General features: G+C 69.6%; 13 protein-coding genes. 3 read left to right on the forward strand and 10 right to left on the reverse strand.

The features are described 5' to 3' along the window. Window positions 1-115: 115 nt before the first annotated feature. The 5 genes from ispG to ACFWGJ_RS05170 form a co-directional block, all read right to left on the reverse strand. Window positions 116-1,273, reverse strand: coding sequence for a flavodoxin-dependent (E)-4-hydroxy-3-methylbut-2-enyl-diphosphate synthase (gene ispG, locus ACFWGJ_RS05150; RefSeq protein WP_387321140.1), 1,158 nt, complete (start codon window positions 1,271-1,273; stop codon window positions 116-118). Window positions 1,274-1,440: 167 nt separating this feature from the next. Further along, entirely contained in the window at window positions 1,441-2,745 is a 1,305-nt protein-coding gene (locus tag ACFWGJ_RS05155) for a M50 family metallopeptidase (RefSeq protein ID WP_387321141.1), read from the reverse strand. Beyond that, window positions 2,742-4,019, reverse strand: a complete 1,278-nt coding sequence (gene dxr / locus ACFWGJ_RS05160; protein WP_387321142.1) for a 1-deoxy-D-xylulose-5-phosphate reductoisomerase — start codon at window positions 4,017-4,019, stop codon at window positions 2,742-2,744. Before dxr ends, ACFWGJ_RS05155 begins: the two co-directional genes overlap by 4 nt. Window positions 4,020-4,135: 116 nt before the next feature. Further along, window positions 4,136-6,883, reverse strand: coding sequence for a preprotein translocase subunit SecA (secA, locus tag ACFWGJ_RS05165; RefSeq protein ID WP_387321144.1), 2,748 nt, complete (start codon window positions 6,881-6,883; stop codon window positions 4,136-4,138). 270 nt (window positions 6,884-7,153) lie between these two features. Next, on the reverse strand, window positions 7,154-9,100 hold the full coding sequence (locus ACFWGJ_RS05170) for an acyl-CoA dehydrogenase family protein (protein WP_387321146.1): 1,947 nt from the start codon (window positions 9,098-9,100) through the stop codon (window positions 7,154-7,156). A gap of 355 nt (window positions 9,101-9,455) precedes the next feature. Between ACFWGJ_RS05170 and ACFWGJ_RS05175 the strand changes: the two genes are divergently transcribed. Both ACFWGJ_RS05175 and ACFWGJ_RS05180 read left to right on the forward strand, forming a co-directional pair. Beyond that, on the forward strand, window positions 9,456-10,469 hold the full coding sequence (locus tag ACFWGJ_RS05175) for a LacI family DNA-binding transcriptional regulator (RefSeq protein ID WP_387321148.1): 1,014 nt from the start codon (window positions 9,456-9,458) through the stop codon (window positions 10,467-10,469). A 109-nt stretch (window positions 10,470-10,578) separates the two neighbouring features. Beyond that, window positions 10,579-12,675 carry a TIM-barrel domain-containing protein gene (locus ACFWGJ_RS05180; protein ID WP_387321149.1) on the forward strand — a complete coding sequence of 699 codons (2,097 nt, stop codon included), beginning with the start codon at window positions 10,579-10,581 and terminating at the stop codon, window positions 12,673-12,675. A gap of 20 nt (window positions 12,676-12,695) precedes the next feature. On the opposite strand, the gene ACFWGJ_RS05185 is transcribed toward ACFWGJ_RS05180, so the two are convergent. The 5 genes from ACFWGJ_RS05185 to ACFWGJ_RS05205 all read right to left on the reverse strand — a co-directional run bounded on the left by ACFWGJ_RS05185 (window position 12,696) and on the right by ACFWGJ_RS05205 (window position 19,455). Then, window positions 12,696-13,439: a hypothetical protein gene (locus ACFWGJ_RS05185; protein WP_387321150.1), complete on the reverse strand. Its 744-nt coding sequence runs from the start codon at window positions 13,437-13,439 to the stop codon at window positions 12,696-12,698. 122 nt (window positions 13,440-13,561) lie between these two features. Beyond that, window positions 13,562-15,565, reverse strand: a complete 2,004-nt coding sequence (locus ACFWGJ_RS05190) for a beta-galactosidase (protein WP_387321152.1) — start codon at window positions 15,563-15,565, stop codon at window positions 13,562-13,564. Window positions 15,566-15,690: 125 nt separating this feature from the next. Then, window positions 15,691-16,671: a carbohydrate ABC transporter permease gene (locus tag ACFWGJ_RS05195; RefSeq protein WP_387321154.1), complete on the reverse strand. Its 981-nt coding sequence runs from the start codon at window positions 16,669-16,671 to the stop codon at window positions 15,691-15,693. Next, on the reverse strand, window positions 16,668-17,768 hold the full coding sequence (locus ACFWGJ_RS05200) for an ABC transporter permease (protein ID WP_387321156.1): 1,101 nt from the start codon (window positions 17,766-17,768) through the stop codon (window positions 16,668-16,670). The genes ACFWGJ_RS05195 and ACFWGJ_RS05200 overlap by 4 nt, the downstream gene beginning before the upstream one ends. A gap of 4 nt (window positions 17,769-17,772) precedes the next feature. After that, window positions 17,773-19,455 (reverse strand): Tat pathway signal sequence domain protein, encoded by a 1,683-nt coding sequence (locus ACFWGJ_RS05205; protein ID WP_387321158.1) that lies wholly within the window; start codon window positions 19,453-19,455, stop codon window positions 17,773-17,775. 403 nt (window positions 19,456-19,858) lie between these two features. Between ACFWGJ_RS05205 and ACFWGJ_RS05210 the strand changes: the two genes are divergently transcribed. Continuing rightward, window positions 19,859-22,798: a glycoside hydrolase family 3 C-terminal domain-containing protein gene (locus ACFWGJ_RS05210; protein WP_387321160.1), complete on the forward strand. Its 2,940-nt coding sequence runs from the start codon at window positions 19,859-19,861 to the stop codon at window positions 22,796-22,798. Window positions 22,799-22,854 lie beyond the last annotated feature (56 nt).

The raw sequence follows: 22,854 nt of genomic DNA on the forward strand, positions 1-22,854 counted from the left end.
GCTTTTAGGGGCGCGGGGAACTGCGCGGCCAGCCACGACGAGGCCCGCGCCTGGAGGACTACCCGATGGGATGCCGCACGCAGCGGAAGGGGGGCAGGAGCGGGCCGGGGCGGTGTCAGCCCGCGATGGCCACTGTCGGCTCGCCGGAGGCCACGCCGTCCTTCTCCATCTGTTCGGCGATCTTCATCGCCTCTTCGATCAGCGTCTCCACGATCTTCGACTCCGGGACCGTCTTGATGACCTCGCCCTTGACGAAGATCTGGCCCTTGCCGTTGCCGGAGGCGACACCGAGGTCCGCCTCGCGGGCCTCGCCGGGCCCGTTCACGACGCAGCCCATGACGGCGACGCGCAGCGGCACCTCCATGCCTTCGAGACCGGCCGTGACCTCCTCGGCGAGCTTGTAGACGTCGACCTGGGCGCGCCCGCAGGACGGGCAGGAGACGATCTCCAGGCGGCGCTGCTTGAGGTTCAGCGACTCCAGGATCTGCATGCCGACCTTGATCTCCTCGACCGGCGGGGCCGAGAGGGAGACCCGGATGGTGTCGCCGATGCCCTCGCTGAGCAGCGCCCCGAAGGCGACCGCCGACTTGATCGTGCCCTGGAAGGCGGGGCCGGCCTCGGTCACACCGAGGTGGAGGGGGTAGTCGCAGGCGGCGGCGAGCTGGCGGTAGGCGTTGACCATGACCACCGGGTCGTTGTGCTTGACCGAGATCTTGATGTCCCGGAAGTCGTGCTCCTCGAAGAGGGACGCCTCCCAGAGCGCGGACTCGACGAGCGCCTCGGGCGTCGCCTTGCCGTACTTCTGGAGCAGCCGCCGGTCGAGGGAGCCGGCGTTGACGCCGATGCGGATCGGGGTGCCGTGGTCCTTCGCGGCCCGCGCGATCTCCTTGACCTGGTCGTCGAACTGCTTGATGTTCCCGGGGTTCACGCGGACCGCCGCGCAGCCGGCGTCGATCGCCGCGAAGACGTACTTCGGCTGGAAGTGGATGTCGGCGATGACCGGGATCTGCGACTTCTTGGCGATGGTGGCGAGCGCGTCGGCGTCGTCCTGCGTGGGGCACGCCACCCGCACGATCTGGCAGCCGGACGCGGTCAGCTCGGCGATCTGCTGAAGCGTGGCGCCGATGTCCGACGTGCGCGTGGTCGTCATCGACTGGACCGAGACGGGTGCGTCGCCGCCCACCGCCACGGTTCCGACCTGGATCTTCCGGCTCTTGCGGCGCTCGGCGAGCCTGGTCGGAACGTCCGGCATGCCGAGTGAAATCGCGGTCATCTGCTGTGCAACCCCAAGGTAAGGATTCGGTCGGTCCCGAAAGCTGACGGGCTCCAGTCATCGAGATTACGGCACCCTCGAAGCCAGAAGCACATTCCCCGAACAGGACCACCCGATGGAGGACGGCCGGACACGCATGGTGTCCGGCCGCCGCAAACTCCGTATGGCTACGAGATTCTGACCGGGTTAACCACGTCCGCGATCAGGACCAGGATCGTGAAGCAGATGAAGATTCCGGCCACCACGTACGCGACCGGCATCAGCTTCGCCACGTCGAAGGGGCCGGGGTCCGGGCGGCGCAGCACCTTCGCGCCGTTGCGCCGCAGCGACTCCCACAGGGCACCCGCGATGTGCCCGCCGTCGAGCGGCAGCAGCGGGAGCATGTTGAACAGGAACAGGGAGAGGTTGAAGCCCGCGACGAGGAACAGCATCATCGCGATCTGGTTCTCCGGCGGGATGTCCAGTGTGAAGACCTCGCCGCCGACGCGTGCCGCGCCGACCACTCCCATCGGGGAGTCGGGCTCGCGCGGGCCGTCGCCGAAGGCCGCATCCCACAGGGCGGGCACCTTGGACGGCAGGTTGAGCAGCGACTCGACGCCGTTCTGCATCATGTCGCCCATGCGGTCCACGGACTGTCCGAAGGACTGCTGGACGATGCCGGAGGCGGGCGTGAAGCCGAGGAACCCGGCGTACACGTACTTGCCCTCGACGTAGCCGCCCTGGCCGTCGGTCTTGCTGACCTGGTTGCGGATGAGGTGGGCGGAGAGGTCGAGCTGCTTGCCGTCGCGCTCGACGGTCAGGGTGACGTCCTTGCCGGGGTTGGCGCGGATGTCGGCCTGGAGGGCGGACCAGTCGGTGACCTTCTCGCCGTTGAACGCGAGGATCTTGTCACCGCCCTTGAGCCCGGCGGCCTTGGCGGGCGCCGCCGTGTCGCTCTTCCGGCACTCGGAGCGGGCCTCGCTCTGCTCGATGACGCAGTCGGAGACCTTGCCGACCGTGGTGGTCTGGGTCTGGACGCCGAAGGTCATCATCACGCCGAGGAAGATCGCGACGGCCAGGATCAGGTTCATGAACGGGCCGGCGAACATCACGATCACGCGCTTCCACGGCTTGCGCGTGTAGAAGAGCCGGTTCTCGTCGCCCGGCTGCAGTTCCTCGAAGGACTGCGCCCTGGCGTCCTCGATCATGCCGCGCCACGGGGAGGTCGAGCGGGCCTCGATACGGCCGTCGGGGCCGGGCGGGAACATCCCGATCATGCGGATGTAGCCGCCGAGCGGAATCGCCTTGACCCCGTACTCCGTGTCGCCCTTCCTGCGCGAGAAGATCGTCGGGCCGAAGCCGACCATGTACTGCGGCACGCGGATGCCGAAGAGCTTGGCCGTGGAGAGATGCCCCAGCTCGTGCCAGGCGATCGAGAAGAGCAGGCCGACCGCGAAGACGACTATGCCGAGGATCATCATCAGGGTCGTCATGCACGAGCCTCCGCCGTTGTCTTGGCTGTCGTCCGAGATGCTGTCTGTGCTGTCAGTTCGCGGGCCCGGGCGCGGGCCCAGGTCTCCGCTTCGAGGACGTCCGCGACGGTGAGCGAGGTTCCCGTACGGGGTGTGCCGTGCTCGGCGACGACCTCGGTGACGGTCTCCATGATCCCGTTGAACGGCAGCGTGCCGTTCAGGAACGCGTCCACGCATTCTTCGTTGGCCGCATTGAACACCGCGGGGGCCGTGCCCGCGAGCTCCCCGACGTGCCGGGCGAGCCCCACCGACGGAAACGCGTCGTTGTCGAGCGGGAAGAACTCCCAGCTCGACGCCTTCGACCAGTCGAAGGCGGGCGCGGCGTCGGGGACGCGCTGCGGCCAGCCCAGACCGATGGCGATCGGCCCGCGCATGTCGGGGGGCGTCGCCTGGGCCATCGTGGAGCCGTCCGTGAACTCGACCATCGAGTGGACATACGACTGCGGGTGCACGACCACCTCAATGCGATCGAAGGGAATGTCGTAGAGGAGGTGCGCCTCGATCACTTCGAGACCCTTGTTGACGAGGGTCGCGGAGTTGACGGTGATGACCGGGCCCATGGCCCAGGTGGGGTGCGCGAGGGCGTCCTCGGGTCCGACGTCGGCCAGCTCGGCCTTCGTACGTCCTCTGAAGGGGCCGCCCGAGGCGGTGACGACGAGCTTGCGTACGTCGGCCCTGGTGCCCGAGGCGAGCGCCTGGAACAGGGCCGCGTGCTCGGAGTCGACGGGGATGATCTGGCCCGGTGCGGCCAGCGCCTTCACCAGGGGGCCGCCGACGATGAGCGACTCCTTGTTGGCGAGCGCGAGGGTGCGGCCCGCCTCCAGGGCGGCGAGGGTGGGGGCGAGGCCGATCGAGCCGGTGATGCCGTTCAGGACGGTGTGTGCCGGGGAGGCGGCCAGCTCGGTGGCCGCGTCCGCTCCGGCGAGCAGCTCCGGCAGGGGCTCCCCGGGCCCGTACCGTGCGGAAAGGGCCTCGCGCAGGGCCGGTACGGCGTCCTCGCGGGCCACGGCGACGGTCTTGACGCGGAGCCGGTGCGCCTGCTCCGCCAAGAGCTCCACCCTCCCGCCCGCCGCGGAGAGCCCGGTCACCCGGAACCGGTCGGGGTTGCGCAGCACGAGGTCGATGGCCTGCGTACCGATCGATCCGGTGGAGCCGAGGATCACGACGTCCCGGCTCCCGTCCACAGGATCGAAGACGAGATGCGGATCGGCGAGGGGGGCTGGACTGTCGCTCATCCCCCCATTGTTGCCGCAACACGAGGACCCGGGGACAGCGGAGCCCCGTTAGGGGCGCGGGGAACTGCGCGACCAGCCCCCACCGGGCCGCACCGACGAACGATCCCGCGGATCCCCTACCTCTTGCGCTTCCGCCGCGGCCGCGACTTCGCAGCCCGCCGGGGACGCGATTTCCCGTCGGCCACCCCCTCCGCCGGAGGCGCGGGCACGGCGTCGGAAGGCTCGAAGTCCCCTTCGACGACCCCTTCCGCCGTGTCCAGCGTGGGCGCGCTGAAGTGCAGCCCGTCCGTACGGCGACCGGCCTCCAGCCCCTCCTGACCGGCGGACTTGCCGGACGCGTCCAGATTGAAGACGTACCCGACGGACTCCTCCTTGATCGCGTCGTTCATCGCGACGAACATGTCGTAGCCCTCACGCTCGTACTCGATGATCGGCTCCCGCCCGAGCGTCCACCGCAGTCCGATGCCGTCCCGCAGGTAGTCCATCTCGTACAGGTGTTCGCGCCATTTGCGGTCCAGGACCGACAGCACCACGAGGCGTTCCAGATCGCGCAGGGCGCCCGCGCCCAGCTCGGCCTCGCGCTCCTCGTAGCGGGCGTGGACGTCCTCGATGACGGCGTCGGCGATCGAGTCCGCGGTGAGGTCGGAGCGGTCGCCCGCGGCCTCCTCCAGGTCGTCGACGGTGACCCCGACCGGGTACAGCTGTTCGAAGGCGACCCAGAGCCGGTCCAGGTCCCACTCCTCGGGGAAGCCGTCGGCGGTCTCCACGGCGACGTACGCGCGGATGGTGTCGTCCATGAAGTGGAGGATCTGTTCCCGCAGGTCCTCCCCGGCCAGTACGCGCCGGCGCTCGGCGTAGATGAGGGTGCGCTGGCGGTTGAGGACCTCGTCGAACTTGAGGACGTCCTTGCGGGACTCGAAGTGCTGCTGCTCCAGCTGGGACTGGGCGGAGGCGATGGCGCGGGTGACCATCTTGTTCTCGATGGGGACGTCGTCGGGGACGTTCGCCATGGACATCACCCGGTCGACGATCTGGGCGCGGAACAGCCGCATCAGGTCGTCCTCCAGGGAGAGGTAGAAACGGGAGGCGCCGGGGTCGCCCTGGCGACCGGAGCGCCCGCGCAGCTGGTTGTCGATGCGGCGCGACTCGTGACGCTCGGTGCCCAGCACGTACAGCCCGCCGAGGTCCTTGACCTCGTCGTGCTCGGCGGCGACCGACTCCTTGATCCGCTCCAGGGTCCGGCGATGTTCGTCCCGGTACTCCTCCGGGCTCTCCTCGGCGGTGAGGCCGCGCCGGTCCAGTTCCGCGAGCGCCATGGCCTCCGGGTTGCCGCCGAGCATGATGTCGGTGCCGCGCCCGGCCATGTTGGTGGCCACGGTGACCGCGCCCCTGCGGCCCGCCTGGGCGACGATCTGTGCCTCGCGCTGGTGGTTCTTCGCGTTGAGCACCTCGTGCCGGATGCCGCGCTGTTTGAGCCGGGCGGCGAGGATCTCGGACTTCTCGACGGAGGTGGTGCCGACGAGGACCGGCTGGCCCTTGTCGTGCTTGTCGGCGATGTCGTCGAGGATCGCCGTGTACTTGGCGTCGACGGTCCGGTAGATCTGGTCGGGGTCGTCGGCGCGGGCCATCGGCCGGTTGGTGGGGATCGGCACCACGTGGAGTTTGTAGATCTGGTGGAACTCCGCGGCCTCGGTCATGGCCGTGCCGGTCATTCCGCCGAGCTTGTCGTAGAGCCGGAAGAAGTTCTGCAGGGTGATCGTGGCGAGGGTCTGGTTCTCGTCCTTGACCGTCACCGCCTCTTTCGCCTCGATGGCCTGGTGCAGGCCCTCGTTGTAGCGCCGTCCGGCGAGGATGCGGCCGGTGTGCTCGTCGACGATGAGGACCTCGCCGTTCGTGACGACGTAGTCCTTGTCGCGTTTGAAGTGTTCCTTCGCCTTGAGCGCGTTGTTCAGATGGCCGATGAGGGAGGTGTGGTCGGACTCGTAGAGGCTGTCTATGCCGAGCTGGTCCTGGAGGAACTCCACTCCGCGGTCGAGGATCGCCACGGTGCGTTTCTTGGGGTCGTACTCGTAGTCGTGGGTGGCGCGCAGTCCGGCGAGGCGGTCCTTGTCGGCCGGGGTCGTGAAGTTCTCGTCCTGGACGGCGACTCCGCGCATCCGCGTGACCATCCTGGCGAACGCCTCGTACCAGTGCGTGGGCTGGTCGGCCGGGCCGGAGATGATCAGCGGGGTCCTGGCCTCGTCGATGAGGATGGAGTCGGCCTCGTCGACGATGGCGAAGTGGTGGCCGCGCTGGACGAGTTCGTCCTTCGACCAGGCCATGTTGTCGCGCAGGTAGTCGAAGCCGAACTCGGTGTTGGTGCCGTAGGTGATGTCGCAGGCGTACTGCTCGCGGCGTTCGGCCGGGGTCGACTGGGTCCTGATGACGCCGACGGTCAGCCCGAGGAAGCGGTAGGCGCGGCCCATCCAGTCGGCGTCGCGCTGGGCGAGGTAGTCGTTGACGGTGACGAGGTGGACGCCCTTGCCGGTCAGGGCGTTGAGATAGACGGGCAGGGTGGCGACCAGGGTCTTGCCCTCGCCGGTCTGCATCTCGGCGATGTTGCCGAGGTGGAGGGCCGCGCCGCCCATGATCTGTACGTCGAAGTGGCGCATGCCGAGGGTGCGGCGGGCGGCCTCGCGCATCGCGGCGAATGCCTCCGGCAGGAGGTCGTCGAGGCTTTCGCCCGCCTCGTGGCGTTCTTTGAACTCGGGCGTGAGAGCCTGGAGCTCTTCATCGGTGAGCTGCTCGAATTCCGCTTCGAGGGAGGCGACCTGTTCGGCTGTGCGCTGGAGTTTGCGGAGGATTCTGCCTTCGCCTGCGCGCATTATCCTGCCGGTGATGTTGTCCAGACCCAGTACCGGCACTGGAATTACCCCCTGACGCGGATGTACCTGATCCCGTTCTTCGGGTGCCGGCCGGTGGGGGCTGGTCGCGCAGTTCCCCGCGCCCCTGAAAAGCTGAAAGATTGCGCCGTTCCCCGCGCCCCTCACGGGGCGCTGCCCCCGCTCGCCGGTCCGCTCATTGTTGACGCTGAATTTCCGTGCGGCAAGCAGCGGAACGACGGCGGGGACAGGAGTGCATTCCTGGGAGAAAGGTCAGCGGATGGGGCGGTGGACGTTTTCCCTTTCCGATGTTCCGGGGGTCGCGTCGGCGATCCAGGGGCCGTCGCCGGACAGGTCGACGATTCCGTTCTCCAGCCAGGTGTAGGCACCGCCGAGAACGCCCTTGACGACCTTGCGGTCGAGATCGTCGGTGTTGGACCACAGCCGGCCGAAGAGTTCTTCGACGCGAATGCGGGACTGACTGCAGAAGGCGTCCGCGAGCTGGTAAGCCTCGCGGCCGTGCGCCTCCGTGGTGCGCAGGAGTTCGGCGCGCACGCAGACGGCGCTCATCGCGAACAGTTCGGCGCCGATGTCGACGATCCGGGCGAGGAAGCCCTGCTTGGTCTCCATCCGGCCCTGCCAGCGGGACATGGCGTAGAAGGTGGAGCGGGCGAGCTTGCGGGCCGAGCGTTCCACGTACCGCAGATGGCCGGAGAGGTCGACGTGCCCGGCCGGGTGGAAGTCCCCGTACGCGCGCGGGAGTTGACCTGCGCCCGCGACCAGCTTCGGGAACCACTTGGCGTAGAAGACCCCGGCGTTCGCGCCCGCCTTCGCCTTGTCGGCCAGGGACTTGTCGGGGTCGATGAGGTCTCCGGCGACGGAGAGGTGGGCGTCGACGGCCTCGCGGGCGATCAGGAGGTGCATGATCTCCGTCGAGCCCTCGAAGATACGGTTGATGCGCAGATCGCGCAACACCTGCTCGGCGGGGACGGCCCGTTCGCCGCGCGCGGCGAGCGAGTCGGCGGTCTCGAAGCCCCGGCCGCCGCGGATCTGGACCAGCTCGTCGGCCATCAGCCAGGCCATCTCGGAGCCGAACAGCTTGGCGAGGGCGGCCTCGATGCGGATGTCGTTGCGGTCCTCGTCGGCCATCTGGGACGACAGGTCGAGCACGGCCTCCAGGGCGAACGTGGTGGCCGCGATGAAGGAGATCTTGGCGCCCACGGCCTCGTGGTGGGCGACCGGCTTGCCCCACTGCTCCCGTACGGACGACCACTCGCGGGCGATCTTCAGACACCACTTGCCGGCGCCGACGCACATCGCGGGCAGCGAGAGCCGTCCAGTGTTGAGGGTGGTCAGGGCGATCTTGAGGCCGGCCCCTTCCGCGCCGATGCGGTTCGCGGCGGGCACCCGGACCCGGTGGAAGCGTGTGACGCCGTTCTCCAGGCCGCGCAGCCCCATGAACGCGTTGCGGTTCTCGACGGTGACGCCCTCCGAGGCCGCCTCCACGACGAATGCGGTGATGCCCCCCTTGTGCCCCTCGGACTTCGGTACGCGCGCCATCACGACGAGCAGGTCGGCGACCACGCCGTTGGTCGTCCAGAGCTTCACGCCGTCGAGGACGTAGTCCTCCCCGTCCGGCACCGCGCTGGTCGCGAGCCGCGCCGGGTCGGAACCCACGTCCGGCTCGGTGAGCAGGAAGGCGGAGATGTCGGTACGGGCCAGGCGCGGCAGGAAGGCGTCCTTCTGCTCCTGGGTGCCGAAGAGCTTCAGCGGCTGCGGTACGCCGATCGACTGGTGCGCGGAGAACAGGGCGCCGAGCGCCGGGTTCGCCGAGCCGATCAGGGCGAGCGCCTTGTTGTAGTAGACCTGCGTCAGGCCGAGGCCGCCGTACTTCGTGTCGATCTTCATCCCGAGGGCGCCGAGCTCCTTGAGCCCGTTGATCACCTCGTCGGGGATGCGGGCCTCCCGCTCGATGAGCGCGGAGTCGACCTTCGTCTCGCAGAAGTCGTGCAGCTTGGCGAGGAACTCCTCGCCGCGCTGGGCGTCCTCACCGGGAGGCATCGGGTGGGGGTGGATCAGATCGAGCCGGAAGCGGCCGAGGAACAGCTCCTTGGCGAAGCTGGGTTTGCGCCAGTCCTGCTCCCGCGCGGCCTCGGCGACCTGACGGGCCTCACGTTCGGAGACAGCGGGCTGGTGGGGTGTTGCGGACAAGAGGCTCACCTCGCCGCGTATAGGGATCTTGGTCCGGTTACGTTACTCACCGGTGCTACTGGATCGTATGTACCCGATAACGCCCCCACCCACCAGCCCTCGCGCACCATGACGAGGCGGGGCAGGCCCGCAGGGCCGCCCCGCCAGGGGCGCGGGGAACTGCGCGCTCAACCCCCACCGGCCGGCACCCGCCACCAAACCCGAGCCCCCACCCCCGGTGGGCATCCCGCGCCCCCGTCGGAGTCGAAGCGCTTCGACAACCTATGGACACCCACCCGCCATCAAGCTACTGTCAAGCCACCTTCACTCGCCCCTGTCAGCGCAGCGCCCCGTCGAAGCGCTTCACACAGAACCGGAGACCCGGATGGTCACCCTCGCCGAGGTCGCCCAGCACGCCGGAGTCTCGGCGAGCACGGTGAGCTATGTCCTCAGCGGCAAGCGGTCCATCTCCGCGGGCACCCGGCAGCGGGTCGAGGAGAGCATCCAGGTGCTCGGCTACCACCCCAACGCGGGAGCCCGGGCGCTGGCAAGCAGCCGGTCCAACATCATCGCGCTGATGATCCCGCTCCGCACGGACATGTACGTACCCGTGATGATGGAGATCGCCATCGCGGTGACGACCTCGGCGCGCTCCCACGGGTACGACGTGCTGCTGCTCACCGGCGAGGAGGGCCCCGACGCCGTGCGCCGGGTCACCGGCAGCGGGCTCGCCGACGCGATGATCCTGATGGACGTCGAGCTGGACGACGAGCGGCTGCCGCTGCTGCGCGGCACCGAGCAGCCGTCCGTCCTCATCGGGCTGCCCGCCGACACCAGTGGTCTGACCTGCGTGGACCTCGACTTCGGTGCGACGGGCGCGCTGTGCGCCGAACATCTCGCGATGCTCGGACACCGTGACATCGCTGTCATCGGTGAGGCGCCCGCGGTGTACGAACGGCACACGGGGTTCGCCGAGCGCACGCTCGACGGGCTCAGGACCCGCTCGCGCGAGCTGGGCCTGCGCGTCCTGCACCGCCCGTGCGAGGGCGGCTTCGACGCGATGTCCCTGACCCTGGCCCGGGTCTTCGACGAACGCCCCGGCACCACGGGGTTCGTCGTACAGAACGAGTCCGCTGTCGAGCCGCTGCTCGCGCTGCTGCGCCGGCAGGGCCGGGCCGTACCCGAGGACGTCTCGGTGATCGCGATCTGCCCGGACCAGGTAGCCGTCCAGGCCTCGGTGCGGCTGACCTCGGTCGCCATCCCCGCCCAGGAGATGGGCCGTAACGCGGTGGAGCATCTGATCGCCAAGCTGGAGGGGCGCGGCAAGGACGAAGTCGTGCTCATCTCGCCCGAGCTGACGGTCCGGGCGAGCACGGGCCCGGCCCCTGCCACCTCCTGACCCGACCCGCCTCCGCCCCACGTCCACTCCCGCTCAACTTCCCCGACCTGGTCCTCCTGAGCCACGTAACCGGGTCTTGTCGCCCCTCCTCCCTTCAGGAGCACTCCGCATGAACCAGCATGTCGAGAACCGGCCGGAACGCGCCGGGCAACCGGGACGGGCCGGGCAGCCGGGACCGTCCGGTTCGGGGTCCGCGAGTCTCACCCAGTCCTCCCCAACCGTCGGCACGTTCCGGGAACGCGGCGGCGCGCTGGAGTGGAGCGGCCGGCAGGAGACCGTACGCATCGAGCCGTGGGGCCCCGACGCCGTACGGGTCCGGGCCAGGCTCGGCGGCCCGATCCTTGAGGGCCTGCCCGCCGCCGTCCTCGACGAGCCGCCCGCCGCCGGGGCCACCGTCAAGACCGAGGGCGGCCGGGGGCTGCTGACCGTCGGCGCGCTGACGGTCGAGGTCGACGCCGAGGGGCTGATCCGCTTCGTGCGGACCGGCGACGGGAGCGAACTCCTCACCGAGGAGCGCGCCCACTTCTGGTGGCCCGGGCCGCGGCTCTACACACCCGTGGGCAACGGATACCACCGCCTGGAGCAGCGCTTCGCCGCCTACGAGGGCGAGAAGCTGTACGGCCTGGGGCAGCACCAGCACGGGCTGCTCGACCAGAAGGGTGCCGTCCTCGACCTGGTGCAGCGCAACGCCGAGGTGACCATCCCGGTCCTCACGTCCAGCCGCGGCTACACCCTGCTGTGGAACAGTCCGGCGGTCGGCCGGGTCGAGCTGGCGGGCAACGGCACGCGCTGGGTGGCGGACTCGGCCCGGCAGATCGACTACTGGATCACGGCGGGCGATCCGGCCGACGCGCAGCGCCGCTACAGCGCGGTGACCGGGCGGACGCCGATGCTGCCCGCGTGGGCGGCGGGCTTCTGGCAGTGCAAGCTGCGCTACCGCACCCAGGACGAACTCCTGGAAGTGGCGCGGGAGTACAAGCGCCGCGGGCTGCCCATCGACGTCATCGTCTGCGACTTCTTCCACTGGACGCACCTGGGCGACTGGAAGTTCGACCCGGCCGAGTGGCCCGACCCGGCCGCCATGCAGCGGGAGCTGGCGGAGCTGGGCATCAAGCTCGTCGTGTCCGTCTGGCCGTCCGTCTCCCCGCTCTCCGAGAACCACCAGCTGATGGAGCAGCGCGGCTGGTTCGTCGGCACGCAGTACGGGCCGATGGCACACGCCGACTGGCCGGACAAGGAGGTCGCCTCCACGGTCCAGGTCGCCTTCTACGACGCGACGAACCCCGAGGCCCGGGAATTCCTCTGGTCGAAGATCAGGGACAACTACCTGGAGCCGTACGGGATCACGTCCTTCTGGCTGGACGCCTGCGAGCCCGAGCTGAAGCCGGGCTTCCAGGAGAACCTGCGCTACTGGGCGGGCCCCGGCCTCGAAGTGGGCAACATGTATCCGCGCGAGAACTCCCGCGCCTTCCACGAGGGCATGCTGGCGGCCGGCGAGAGCGAGATCGTCACCCTCAACCGCTCTGCGTGGGCGGGCAGTCAGCGCTACGGGGCGGCCCTGTGGTCCGGGGACATCGGCACGGACTTCGCGACGCTGCGGCGCCAGATAGCCGCGGGCCTCAACACCTCGCTGTCGGGCATCCCCTGGTGGAACACCGACATCGGCGGCTTCCACGGCGGCGACCCGGACGACCCGGCGTACCGCGAGGTGATGATCCGCTGGTTCCAGTTCGGCGCGCTGTCCCCGCTGATGCGCCTGCACGGCTTCCGCGACCCCGGCCTGCCGCTCGGCCCGGAGATGACCGGCGGCCCGAACGAGGTGTGGTCGTACGGCGAAGTGGCCCGGCCCATCCTGGAGAAGTACCTCCATCTGCGCGAACGCCTGAAGCCGTACGTGCTGGAGGTCATGCGGGAGGCCCACGAGGAGGGGCTGCCGGTGATGCGGCCGCTGTTCCTGGAGTTCCCCGAGGACCAGGCGGCCTGGTCGGTGGACGACGCGTATCTCTTCGGCCGGGATCTGCTGGTCGCGCCGGTGCTCACGGCGGGCGCGACGGTCCGTACGGCGTATCTTCCGGCGGGCGCGCGCTGGACGGACGCGTGGACAGGGCAGGAGTACCCGGGCGGCGCGGCCGTGACCGTCGACGCCCCGCTGGACCGTATCCCGCTGTTCCTGCGCGACGGCGCGCGGCTGCCCGTCACCGAGTAGCCGCGCGCCGCACCTGACGGTCAGCTGCTGCTGACCGTCAGGTTGTTGGTGACGAAGTCCAGGCCGCCGGACGAGGACGTGACCTCGAAGCCGAACTGGACATCACCGATGGTCTCGTTGCCCATCCAGCCCTTGGTGTCCTTGATCCACTTGAGGATCGGCAGGATGCTGACGCTGCCCGAGTTCGAGTCCGAGGTGCGCAGGAACGAGAACACCTCGTTGGCGCCGTTGTTGCCCTTGTAGACGGACCAGGTGTGACCGCCGAGGGTGACATTGCCCTGCGCGGTGCCGAGCGGACCGACGGCCCCGTTGTAATTGACCCAGAGCATGATCTCGTAGTCGTAGTCGGTGTCCCAGATGTCGTACGAGGTGTTGTACGCGCCGGCCGACGGGACCGTGACGTTGTAGCTGCTGGAGAGCGAACCGAGCGAGGTGATCGTCTTGTTGATCACCTTCTTGGAGTTGGGGTACGACTTGATGCCGCCGGTGTTGGGGTGGTTGGCCCAGACTCCCCAGTTGGTGCCGGAGTTGGCCCAGATGCACTGGCTGCCCGCGCCGGAGCCCCAGATGTTGTTGTAGAGCGTGTAGCCGCCCAGGCTGGTGTTGCCCCACTGGTCGCAGGAGTTCCAGACCGCGGCGGAGGCGGGGGCGGAGGCGAGCCCGACGGTCACTCCGAGAGCGAGCGCGGGCGCCAGCAGCGCCTTGGCGATCCGGTGCGCGTTCCTGCTCGTCCTCGTCCTCGTGTTCGGCGTGCGTGATGCCATGGTGTCCCTTCCATGGGTGGGGGGATGTGGGGGATGGCTGCGCTGTACGTCTGCCGCGGCCCCGGGAGTCGGCTCCCAGGACCCGTGCGGCGCGGGAGGCGGCACGGTGTGCCGACCCGTGGTCATGGGGACAGCACCGCCACTCCGTACCGCCCCAGTTCGAGGGTGTCCGTGACCGGTCGTTCGCCGAGCAGGTCCCGGTGCTTCCCCGGCACCGCCACCGTGACCGGTTCGCGCCCGTGGTTGAGGACGAAGAGGAGGTCTCCCCGGCGTACGGCCTCGACCTGTGCGGGCAGTCCTTCGAGCACCGGGCGGACCCCCGCCTCCGCCGCCACGCCCTCCAACAGCTCACGCAGGGCGTCGGGTTCGGGCAGCGTGGAGACGTACCAGGCGCGGCCCCTGCGCAGCACGGCGGGCAGTCCGTCGAGTTCGCCGCCCTTGTAGCGGGAGTGCGCGACGACGTCCCCGGCCTCCTCGGTCCCGGCCTCGATCTCCTCGGACCACAGCGTGCCCCGGAAACCCTCGCACTCGGCGTACTCGCCCGGATCGAGCGGCCACCACTCGTGCAGGGTGCGGATGCCGAACAGTTCCCGCAGCCGCCCGTCCATCCCGCCGGTCCGCACCCGGTCGTCCTCGTCAGCGATCCCGGTCAGGAAGCCGCAGACGAGGGTGCCCCCTCCTCGTACGTACGCGACGAGGTTGTCGATCGCCGTGTCGGTGAGGAGGTAGAGCTGCGGCACGACGACGAGGCGGTACGCGGACAGGTCGTGCTCGGGGTGCGCGAAGTCCGTGCTGATGTGGGCCTCCCACAGGGCGCGATGCCAGGCCCGCACGACCTGCGGATACCCGACCTCGCGGGAGAGCCGGCCGTCCTGCTCGCCCGCCCACCAGGCGTTCCACTCGTGGAGGATCGCGACCTGGGAGGCCGAGTGGCGGCCCGTCACCTGCGCGCCGATCCGCCGCAGCTCGGCGCCGAGCCGCTTGACCTCCTGGTAGGTGCGGCCCCGCTCCCCCGCGTGGCCGAGCATGCCCGAGTGGAACTTCTCCGCGCCCTGGCGGGACTGCCGCCACTGGAAGTAGCAGACGGCGTCGGCGCCCCGGGCGACCGCCTGGAGGGACCAGAGCCGGTTGAGGCCGCGCGGCTTGGGGTGGTTCACGCCCCGCCAGTTCACCGAACCCGCCGCCTGCTCCATCAGCATCCACGGCCCGCGGGCCTGGGAACGCGTCATGTCCTGGACGAGCGCGCCCTCCTGCGCGCCGAAGGGGTCGCGCGGATCCGGATAGAGGTCGACGGAGACGACGTCCTCCTCCCGGGCCCATCGCCAGGCGTCCTGCCCCGCCCACAGCGGCATGAAGTTGGTGGTCACCGGGAGGTCCGGGGAGTGCCGGCGGACGATGTCCCGCTCGGCCACGTAACACTCCAGGAGCATGTCGGACGTGTAGCGCTTGAAGTCGAGCACCTGGGTGGGGTTGTTCAGGTAGTGGGCGCGGCGCGGCGGCAGGATCTCCTCCCAGTCGCCGTACCCCTGGCTCCAGAAGGCGGTTCCCCAGGCCGTGTTGAGCGCGTCGAGCGTGCCGTACCTGTCCCGGAGCCAGCGGCGGAACGTGCCGGCCGCCTCGTCGCCCCAGTCGTAGGTGCAGTACTCGTTGTTGATGTGCCACATCATGAGGGCGGGGTGGCTGCCGTAGCGGGCGGCCAGGTCCTCGGTGATCGCGGCAGCGTGACGGCGGTAGGTGGCGCTGGAGTGCGAGAAGTGCTGACGGCCGCCCCACCACTCGGTGCGGCCGTCCGCGTCACGGGGCAGGGTGTCCGGGTGGAGCCGGCCCAGCCAGGGCGGGGGCGAGGAGGTCGGGGTGGCGAGGACGACCCCGATGCCGTGTCCGTGCACGAGGTCCATGAGCCGGTCCAGCCAGCCGAACTCCCGTACGCCCGGGCGTGGTTCGATCCTCGCCCAGGAGAACACACCGAGCGTGACGGAGTTGACCCCCGCCTCCCGCATGAGACGCACGTCCTCATGCCAGACCTCCTCGGGCCACTGCTCGGGGTTCCAGTCCCCACCGAAGAGAACGCGCCCGCGGGCGACACCGGCGAGCCCGACTGACTTACGGGGACTGGTCGCGCTCATGACACACCTCGCTCGATAGAGCCCCGGGAGGGCGCCCGGGGAGGCGCCCCTTCAGGGGCGCGGGGAACTGCGCGACCAGCCACGACGAACCGGCACCCGACAACCACCCCCAGCGGGGCAACCCATCAGCCTTTGACCGCGCCGGTCAACATCCCCTTCTTGAAGTGCTTCTGGACGAACGGCGACAAAAACGCAACAGGCAACAACGCCAACACCATCACAGCCATCTGCACAGCGAGCGCGGACAACTGTCCAGCCCGAATCGCCTGCCCCAACCCCACCGGAGGTTCCTGCTTCTGCACGAGCTGGATCATCACGTTCTGCAGCGGCATCATGTCCTGATCGCTCAGATAGATCGACGCGTTGAACCACGCGCTCCAGTACCCGACGGCGTAGAAGAGCGTGATCACCGCGATGACGGCCCGGGACAGCGGGAGCACGATCTGCCAGAGGATCCGCCAGTCCCCCGCCCCGTCGATCCGCGCGCTGTCGGTGAGTTCCGGCGAGATGCCCATGAAGAACGCGCGCAGCACCAGGATGTTGAAGACGCTGATCGCGCTCGGCAGGATCAGCGCGAGATACGTGTCCGTCAGCCCCAGCGACTGCACCAGCAGATACGTGGGGATGAGCCCGGCGCCGAAGAACATCGTCGCGAGCAGGGTCATCAGGAACCAGCGGTGCCCGAGCGACCCGACGCGCGAGAGCCCGTACGCGCAGAGGATCGACACCGTCATCGAGAACAGCGTGCCGACGACGGTGACGCCCAGGCTGACGACGGTGGCGCGGGTGACCTGGCCGCCGCTCAGCAGTTCCTGGTAGGCGATGAGGGTGAGGTCCCTCGGGACCAGCACCAGACCGCCCGCCTCGCTGATGGTCTGTTTCGTGGACAGGCTGGTGACGACGACGATCCACAGCGGGAACAGGACGGCCAGGCAGGCGAGGCCCAGGGCGATGGCCTTGCCGGCGAGTCCGGCGCGGCGCGGTTCCTCCTCCCAGACGGGCCTCGGCGGGGCCGCCCAGCGGCCGGGCGCCTTCGGTCCCCCGGTCCTCGGTCCCCCGGCCCCCGGCCGGTCCTCGGTCACGGCACCCTCGGTCACGGCGCTCATTTCTTGTACACCCCCTGCTCGCCCATGAGATGGGCGACCTTGTTCGCGGCGAGGACGAGTCCGAGACTGACGACGCCCTTGATCAGGCCGGCCGCCGCCGCGTAACTGAAGTCCTGGTTGCGGACGCCGTTCCACCACACGTAGGTGTCGAGGACCTCCGCCGCGCCCGGTCCCACCGCGTCCCGCTGCAGCAGGATCTGCTCGAAGCCGACCGTGAGCGCGTCACCGACGCGCAGCACGAGGAGCAGGGCGATCACCGGACGGAGCGCGGGCAGCGTGACGTGCCACATACGCCGCCACCGGCCGGCCCCGTCCATCGCCGAGGCCTCGTACAGATCGGGGCTGACGGAGGCCAGCGCGGCGAGGAAGACGATGACGCCCCAGCCCGCGTCCTTCCACACGCCCTCCGCCGTCACCAGGAACTTGAAGATCCCCGGGTCGGTCATGAGGTCGAAGCCCTCGTGGCCGTGCCGTCGCAGGGTCTGCGCGATGATGCCCGCGCCGCCGAAGATCTGCTGGAAGACGGTGATGACCAGCACCCAGGAGAAGAAGTGCGGCAGGTAGAGGATCGCCTGGGACACCGCCCGCACATGCGGCCTGATCACGCTGTTGATGAGCAGCGCGAGCAGGATCGGGACGGGGAAGAAGAGCACCAGTTGCAGCCCGAACAGGACGAGGGTGTTCTGGACGGCGTCCCAGAACGCCGAGTCCTCGAAGAGCCGGGAGAACTGCTCGAAGCCGACCCAGGGGCTGTGGAAGAGGGCGATGAAGCCGTTGTCGCTGATGTAGGGGTCGTACTCCTGGAAGGCGACGACGTTGCCCAGGATCGGTATGTAGTTGAAGACCAGGACGAGCAGGACGGCCGGCAGGGTCATCAGGACCAGCGTGCGGTCCCGTCCGAAGCGGACCTTGAAGGTGCCGCCACCGCCGCCGTTCAGGGCCTTGCGCAGGGCTCTCTTCTCGGCCCTGGTGACCCCCGGGTCGGACGACGCGGCGGCCACCGGAGTGCCGCCGCGCCGAGTGGTGTCGCGTGGGGTGGCGTCACCGGGAGCGGCGTCGGCCGGAGTGGCGTCACGTGGAGCGGTGCTGTGGGCCACCGGGTCACCCCTGCGCGGATCCGCTGTCGTCCAGCAGCTTCCCGTACCAGTCCCGCAGCTTGTCGCCGCCCTGGCTCTTCCAGTCCGACACGGCCTGCTGCATGTCGCTGATCTTCTTGCGGCCCCGGACGACGTCGTCCTCCAGCTGCTCGAAGTCGTTGGAGAGGTTCGTGTACCGGGCCGGTTCGATGATCTGGAGTCCGTAGAAGGGGGACTTCTTCGTGAAGGCGCCCATCCGCTGCTGCCATTCGACCTGTGCCTTCGCGATCTCCGGGAGGTCGGGGTGCGCGATCGTGGAAGCGGGGCTCGCCAGCATCACGAAGGCGTTCAGGACCTCCTGGTTGCCCTTGTCGTTCTTGGTGGGCGTGCCGTCCTTGACCGTGTAGTGCGTGCCCTCGACCCCGTAGTTGGTGAGCATGTACTCCTCGGTGCCGTACGGGGCGGCGGTGACGTTCGCGGCGGCCAGCACGTCCTGGACGACCGCCTTGGACGCCTTCTTGTTGACGAAGGCGAAGATGCTCGCGGGCGCCCCGGCCCACAGCGTGGGATCCCCGCCGTCATGGCCGAAGATGTCCATGCCGTCGATACGGAACTTCTTGTTCTGCGCGGCCTGTTCGGTGGTCTTGGCCCACCAGTGCGAGATGTCGTTGTTGTAGACGAGGACTTCGCCGGCGGTGAAGCGCAGACTGGAGTCGCCCTGGTTCTGCGCCTTGGCGTCCGGGTGGACGACTCCCGCGGAGTACAGCTTGCGCGTCCACTCCAGCGCTTCGAGGTATGCGTCGGTCTCCACGCGGTAGACCAGCTTGCCGTCGACGAGGTTCCAGCCGAGCGGCTTCTCGCTCCCGGACAGCACGCCGAAGCTGTTGAACGCCGTCCACTTCATGTCGTCGCAGGCCCACACCTTCGCCCTGGCGCTGGTGATCTCCTTGGCCAGGGCGAGGAACTCGGCCGCCGAGGTGGGCAGTTCGTATCCCTTGGCGTCGAAGATGTCCTTGCGGTAGTACGGCACGATGTTGGCGACGTACGAGCTGGGCATCGGCAGACCGCGCAGCTTGCCGCCGAAGATGGAGCGCTGCCAGGCGTCGGTCGGGACGGCGGCGAGGTTCGGATAGTCCTTGACCTTGTCACCGGAGAGGTAGGGGCCGAGGTCGGCCATCTTGCTGATGATGGCACTGGGTATCTTGCCGCCCATGTTCCAGCCGGGGATCACCACGACGTCCGGCATGTCGCTGGAGGCGAGGACTGCGCCCAGCTTCTCGTCGTACGTGTTGCCGTCCTGGTTCTGCCAGACGACGTTGGCGCCGATCTTCTCGTTCATCGCCCTGTAGTAGGGGTTGTCGCCCTTCGGCGGCGAGCCCCAGAACGGCGACATGATCTTGATGGTGCTGCCCTTGCCGAGCTTGCCGGACACCGAGGTCTTCAGGTCGGCCGTGACGAGCTTGCCGGTGAAGCCGAGCGAGGATCCGTTCTTCGACGCGATGTCCGGCGTCACCACGTTCTGCGCCACGAAGGTGGGAAGGATCTTCTTCGCGTCCTTGCCCGAGGTCGTGCCCTCCTTCTTGCCGCCGTCGGAGCCGCCGCACGCGGCCAGCAGCGGCATCCCGCCGGCCACCGCGACGGTGGCGACCGCCGTGGAGGCGAGGAAGCTTCTCCGGCCGGTGCCGGGGGCGGAGGTGTTCGGCGTCATTGCGTCAACCCTTCGTGGCGCACAGCAGGACACCTGGCCAAGTGGCCGTCGGCTGCGGTGTCTTGAGCGGAACTGGCTGAGCTGAGCTGAGCGGAAGCGAACCTCGGAGGTCTGCGCACTCGGGAGCAGTACCGTCGATCAGTCGAAGCGCTTCGATGTTGCTGCGAGGTTAAGTGAACACCTGGGGGTGCACAAGAGCCGATTCAAACATTCCTCGGAGGTGTGGCGGGGCGGGAGAGGTCTGTACCGGCCGCTCCCGCCCCTTGGGGTCGGAGCGGATGTGCGGAGAGAACGCGGGGCTGTTGCGTCTGGGTGTCTTGACACCCGGGGCTCGTCGAATCAGCATCGAAGCGCTTCGAATGCTCCGCCTCGGCCTTCCCGTCTTCCGTAAAGGGATCCTCGCGTGACTGCACAAACGCCGCCATTCCGCGACTCGCAGCTGCCGTTCGCGAAGCGCATCGACGATCTTCTGTCGCGGCTCACCCTCGACGAACGGGTCGCGATGCTGCACCAGTTCGGGCCCGCGGTCGAACGCCTCGGCATCGCCGCGTTCCGCACCGGTCAGGAGGCCCTGCACGGGGTCGCCTGGATGGGCCCCGCGACCGTGTTCCCGCAGGCGGTCGGCCTGGGCGCGACCTGGAACGAGGAGTTGGTGCGCCGGGTCGGCGAGGCGGTCTCCACCGAGGTCCGCGCGATGCGCTCGCGCGACGACCGCGTCGGCCTCAACGTCTGGGCGCCCACGGTGAATCTGCTGCGCCACCCGCTGTGGGGCCGCAACGAGGAGGGCTACTCGGAGGACCCGAGGCTGACCTCGGCGATCGCCACCGCGTACACACGCGGTCTGCGCGGCGACCACCCCGCCTACTGGCGCACGGCTCCGGTCCTCAAGCACTGGCTCGCGCACAACAACGAGACGGACCGGGCCACCGCGTCGAGTTCGGTACGCCCCCGTGTGCTGCACGAGTACGACCTGCGGGCCTTCCGCGAGACGGTCGAGGCGGGCGCGGTGGCCGGGGTGATGCCCGCGTACAACCTGGTCAACGGCCGCCCCAACCATGTGTCGCCCTATCTGGCCGAGCAGTTGCGCACCTGGACGGACCAGGACCTGCTGGTCTGCTCGGACGCGGGCGCGCCCTCGAACCTGGTCGACTCCGAGCACTACTTCGACACGCACGAACAGGCGACGGCCGCGGCGCTGCTCGCCGGCGTCGACAGCTTCACGGACCACGGCACGGACAGCGCGCAGATCGTGGAACGGGTCCAGGAGGCCCTGCGCCAAGGCCTGTTGACCGAGGCCGATATCGACGCGGCGGTCCGCCGCCAGTTGTCGGTCCGCTTCCGGCTCGGCGAGTTCGACCCGCTGCTGGACCCGTACGCGGACGCCAAGGACTTCGACACCCCCGCGCACCGGGCGCTCGCCCGGGAGGCGGCGGAACAGGCGATCGTCCTGCTGAAGAACGACGGCGGCCTGCTCCCCCTCATCCGGGAGGGCACCTCGACCGGGGAGGACATCCCGAGCGTGGCGAACACCCCGACCGGGGAGGGCACCCCGGGCGGGGAGGGCCCGCGCATCGCGGTGGTCGGGCTTCTCGCCGACGAGTGCAAGCTCGACTGGTACAGCGGCACCCTCATCCACCGGTCCACACCATTGGAGGGCCTGTACGACCGCTTCGGCGCCGACCGCGTGGACTTCGCCGAGGGCGTGGACCGCGTACGGCTGAGGACCGCCGAGGGCACGTATCTGAGCGTGCCGAGGGCGGACGACGCGCGTGAGGAGGTCCGCGGGGCCGCGGGCGCGCTGGACCCGGCCCTGCTCGCGGGCTGCACCGATCTCCCGCCGCTCACCACCGACGACGTGGGCACCGAACTGGCGCTGATCGACTGGGGCGGGGGCGTCCTCACCTTCCGCGCTCCCGACGGCCGGTACCTCTCCGTCGCCGAGGACGGTTTCGTCCGCGCCTCGGCGGACCAGCCGGGCGGTTGGGTCGTGCAGGAGACGTTCCGGCTGGAACCCCGGAGCTCCCGAGAGGGTGGGCACGGGAACGGGCACCTCCTGCGGCACATCGGCACGGGTCGCTACGTCTCTGTGACCGCCGACGGCGTAAAGGTTGCCGACGAGAATCCGGTGGTCCTGGAACCGGAGACCACCGAACGCGGCGAGGACGCGGTGGCGCACGCGGCGGCCTCCGCCGACGTCGTCGTCGTGGTCGTCGGCAACGATCCGCACATCAACGGGCGTGAGACGGAGGACCGCACCACCCTCGCGCTCCCCGCCCACCAGCAACGGCTGCTCGACGCGGCACGGGCCGCGAACCCGCGCACGGTCCTGGCCGTCACGTCCTCGTACCCGTACGCGATCGACCCCACGGACCTGCCCGCCGTCCTGTGGACGGCCCACGGCGGCCAGGCGGCCGGCGCCGCGCTGGCCCGCGTGCTGGCGGGCGACGTCTCCCCGGCGGGCCGGCTGCCCCAGACCTGGTACGCCTCGGACGCGGACCTGCCCGGCCTCCTCGACTACGACGTGATCGGCGGCCGTCAGACGTATCTGTACTTCGAGGGCACCCCGCTCTTCCCGTTCGGCCACGGCCTCTCCTACGCGTCCTTCGCGTACGCGGACCTGGTGGCGCGGGTCGGGGAGGAGTCCGCGCGGGTCACCTTCACGGTCACCAACACCGGTGACACGGCGGCCGACGAGGTGGCCCAGCTCTACGGCCGCCCCGTGTCACCGTCCGTGCCGCGCCCCCGCCGTGAGCTGCTGGCACACCGCCGGGTCCATCTTCCCGCGGGCGCCACCACGGAACTGTCCTTCGAACTCCCGCTCTCCGCCTTCGAGTTCTGGGACGTGGCACACGGCGGCCGACGGCTGGAACCCGGCGGGTACGAACTCCTCGCGGGCGCGTCCGCCGAGGACATCCGCCTGAGCGCGACGATCGACCCGGCCGGTACGCCCCCCGCCCCGCGCCCGGTCCTCGAACGCGGCCTGCGCTCGGCCGACTTCGACGAACAGCGCGGCGTGGAGATCGTCGACCGTACGAAACGCTCGGGCGACGCGGTGACCCCTGCCGATCCGGACTCGGCCGGCCCCCCTTCGGCCGAACTGGTCTACCGCGCCTGCGACTTCGGGCCGGGCGCCCGGTCCGTCACGGTCGAGGTGTCGGGCGAGGGAACCCTCGAACTGGCCCTGGACGACGCCCCGGCGATCGCCCACCTGGACATCGCGCCCACGACGGGCCCGTACGCCTACACCTCCGTGACCAGCCCGTTCGCCGCGTCCGGGGTCCACGACCTGCGCATCGAGCTGCGCGGCCCGCTGCGGTTCGCGCACGTCGGCTTCTCCGGCTGAGGGCCCGGGGATCGCCGACGGCACAAAGGAGGGGCCCGGCACCGGAAGGCAGCGGT

The sequence above is a fragment of the Streptomyces sp. NPDC060205 genome, assembly GCF_042728395.1.
Taxonomy (GTDB): domain Bacteria; phylum Actinomycetota; class Actinomycetes; order Streptomycetales; family Streptomycetaceae; genus Streptomyces.

Excerpts from the sequence above, each read along its gene's own strand:
- ACFWGJ_RS05185 (WP_387321150.1), bottom strand. The coding sequence starts at position 13,439 with ATGGCATCACGCACGCCGAACACGAGGACGAGGACGAGCAGGAACGCG.
- ACFWGJ_RS05155 (WP_387321141.1), bottom strand. The coding sequence starts at position 2,745 with ATGACGACCCTGATGATGATCCTCGGCATAGTCGTCTTCGCGGTCGGC.
- ACFWGJ_RS05175 (WP_387321148.1), top strand. The coding sequence starts at position 9,456 with ATGGTCACCCTCGCCGAGGTCGCCCAGCACGCCGGAGTCTCGGCGAGC.
- ispG (WP_387321140.1), bottom strand. The coding sequence starts at position 1,273 with ATGACCGCGATTTCACTCGGCATGCCGGACGTTCCGACCAGGCTCGCC.
- ACFWGJ_RS05205 (WP_387321158.1), bottom strand. The coding sequence starts at position 19,455 with ATGACGCCGAACACCTCCGCCCCCGGCACCGGCCGGAGAAGCTTCCTC.
- ACFWGJ_RS05190 (WP_387321152.1), bottom strand. The coding sequence starts at position 15,565 with ATGAGCGCGACCAGTCCCCGTAAGTCAGTCGGGCTCGCCGGTGTCGCC.
- dxr (WP_387321142.1), bottom strand. The coding sequence starts at position 4,019 with ATGAGCGACAGTCCAGCCCCCCTCGCCGATCCGCATCTCGTCTTCGAT.
- ACFWGJ_RS05180 (WP_387321149.1), top strand. The coding sequence starts at position 10,579 with ATGAACCAGCATGTCGAGAACCGGCCGGAACGCGCCGGGCAACCGGGA.
- ACFWGJ_RS05195 (WP_387321154.1), bottom strand. The coding sequence starts at position 16,671 with ATGAGCGCCGTGACCGAGGGTGCCGTGACCGAGGACCGGCCGGGGGCC.
- secA (WP_387321144.1), bottom strand. The coding sequence starts at position 6,883 with ATGCGCGCAGGCGAAGGCAGAATCCTCCGCAAACTCCAGCGCACAGCC.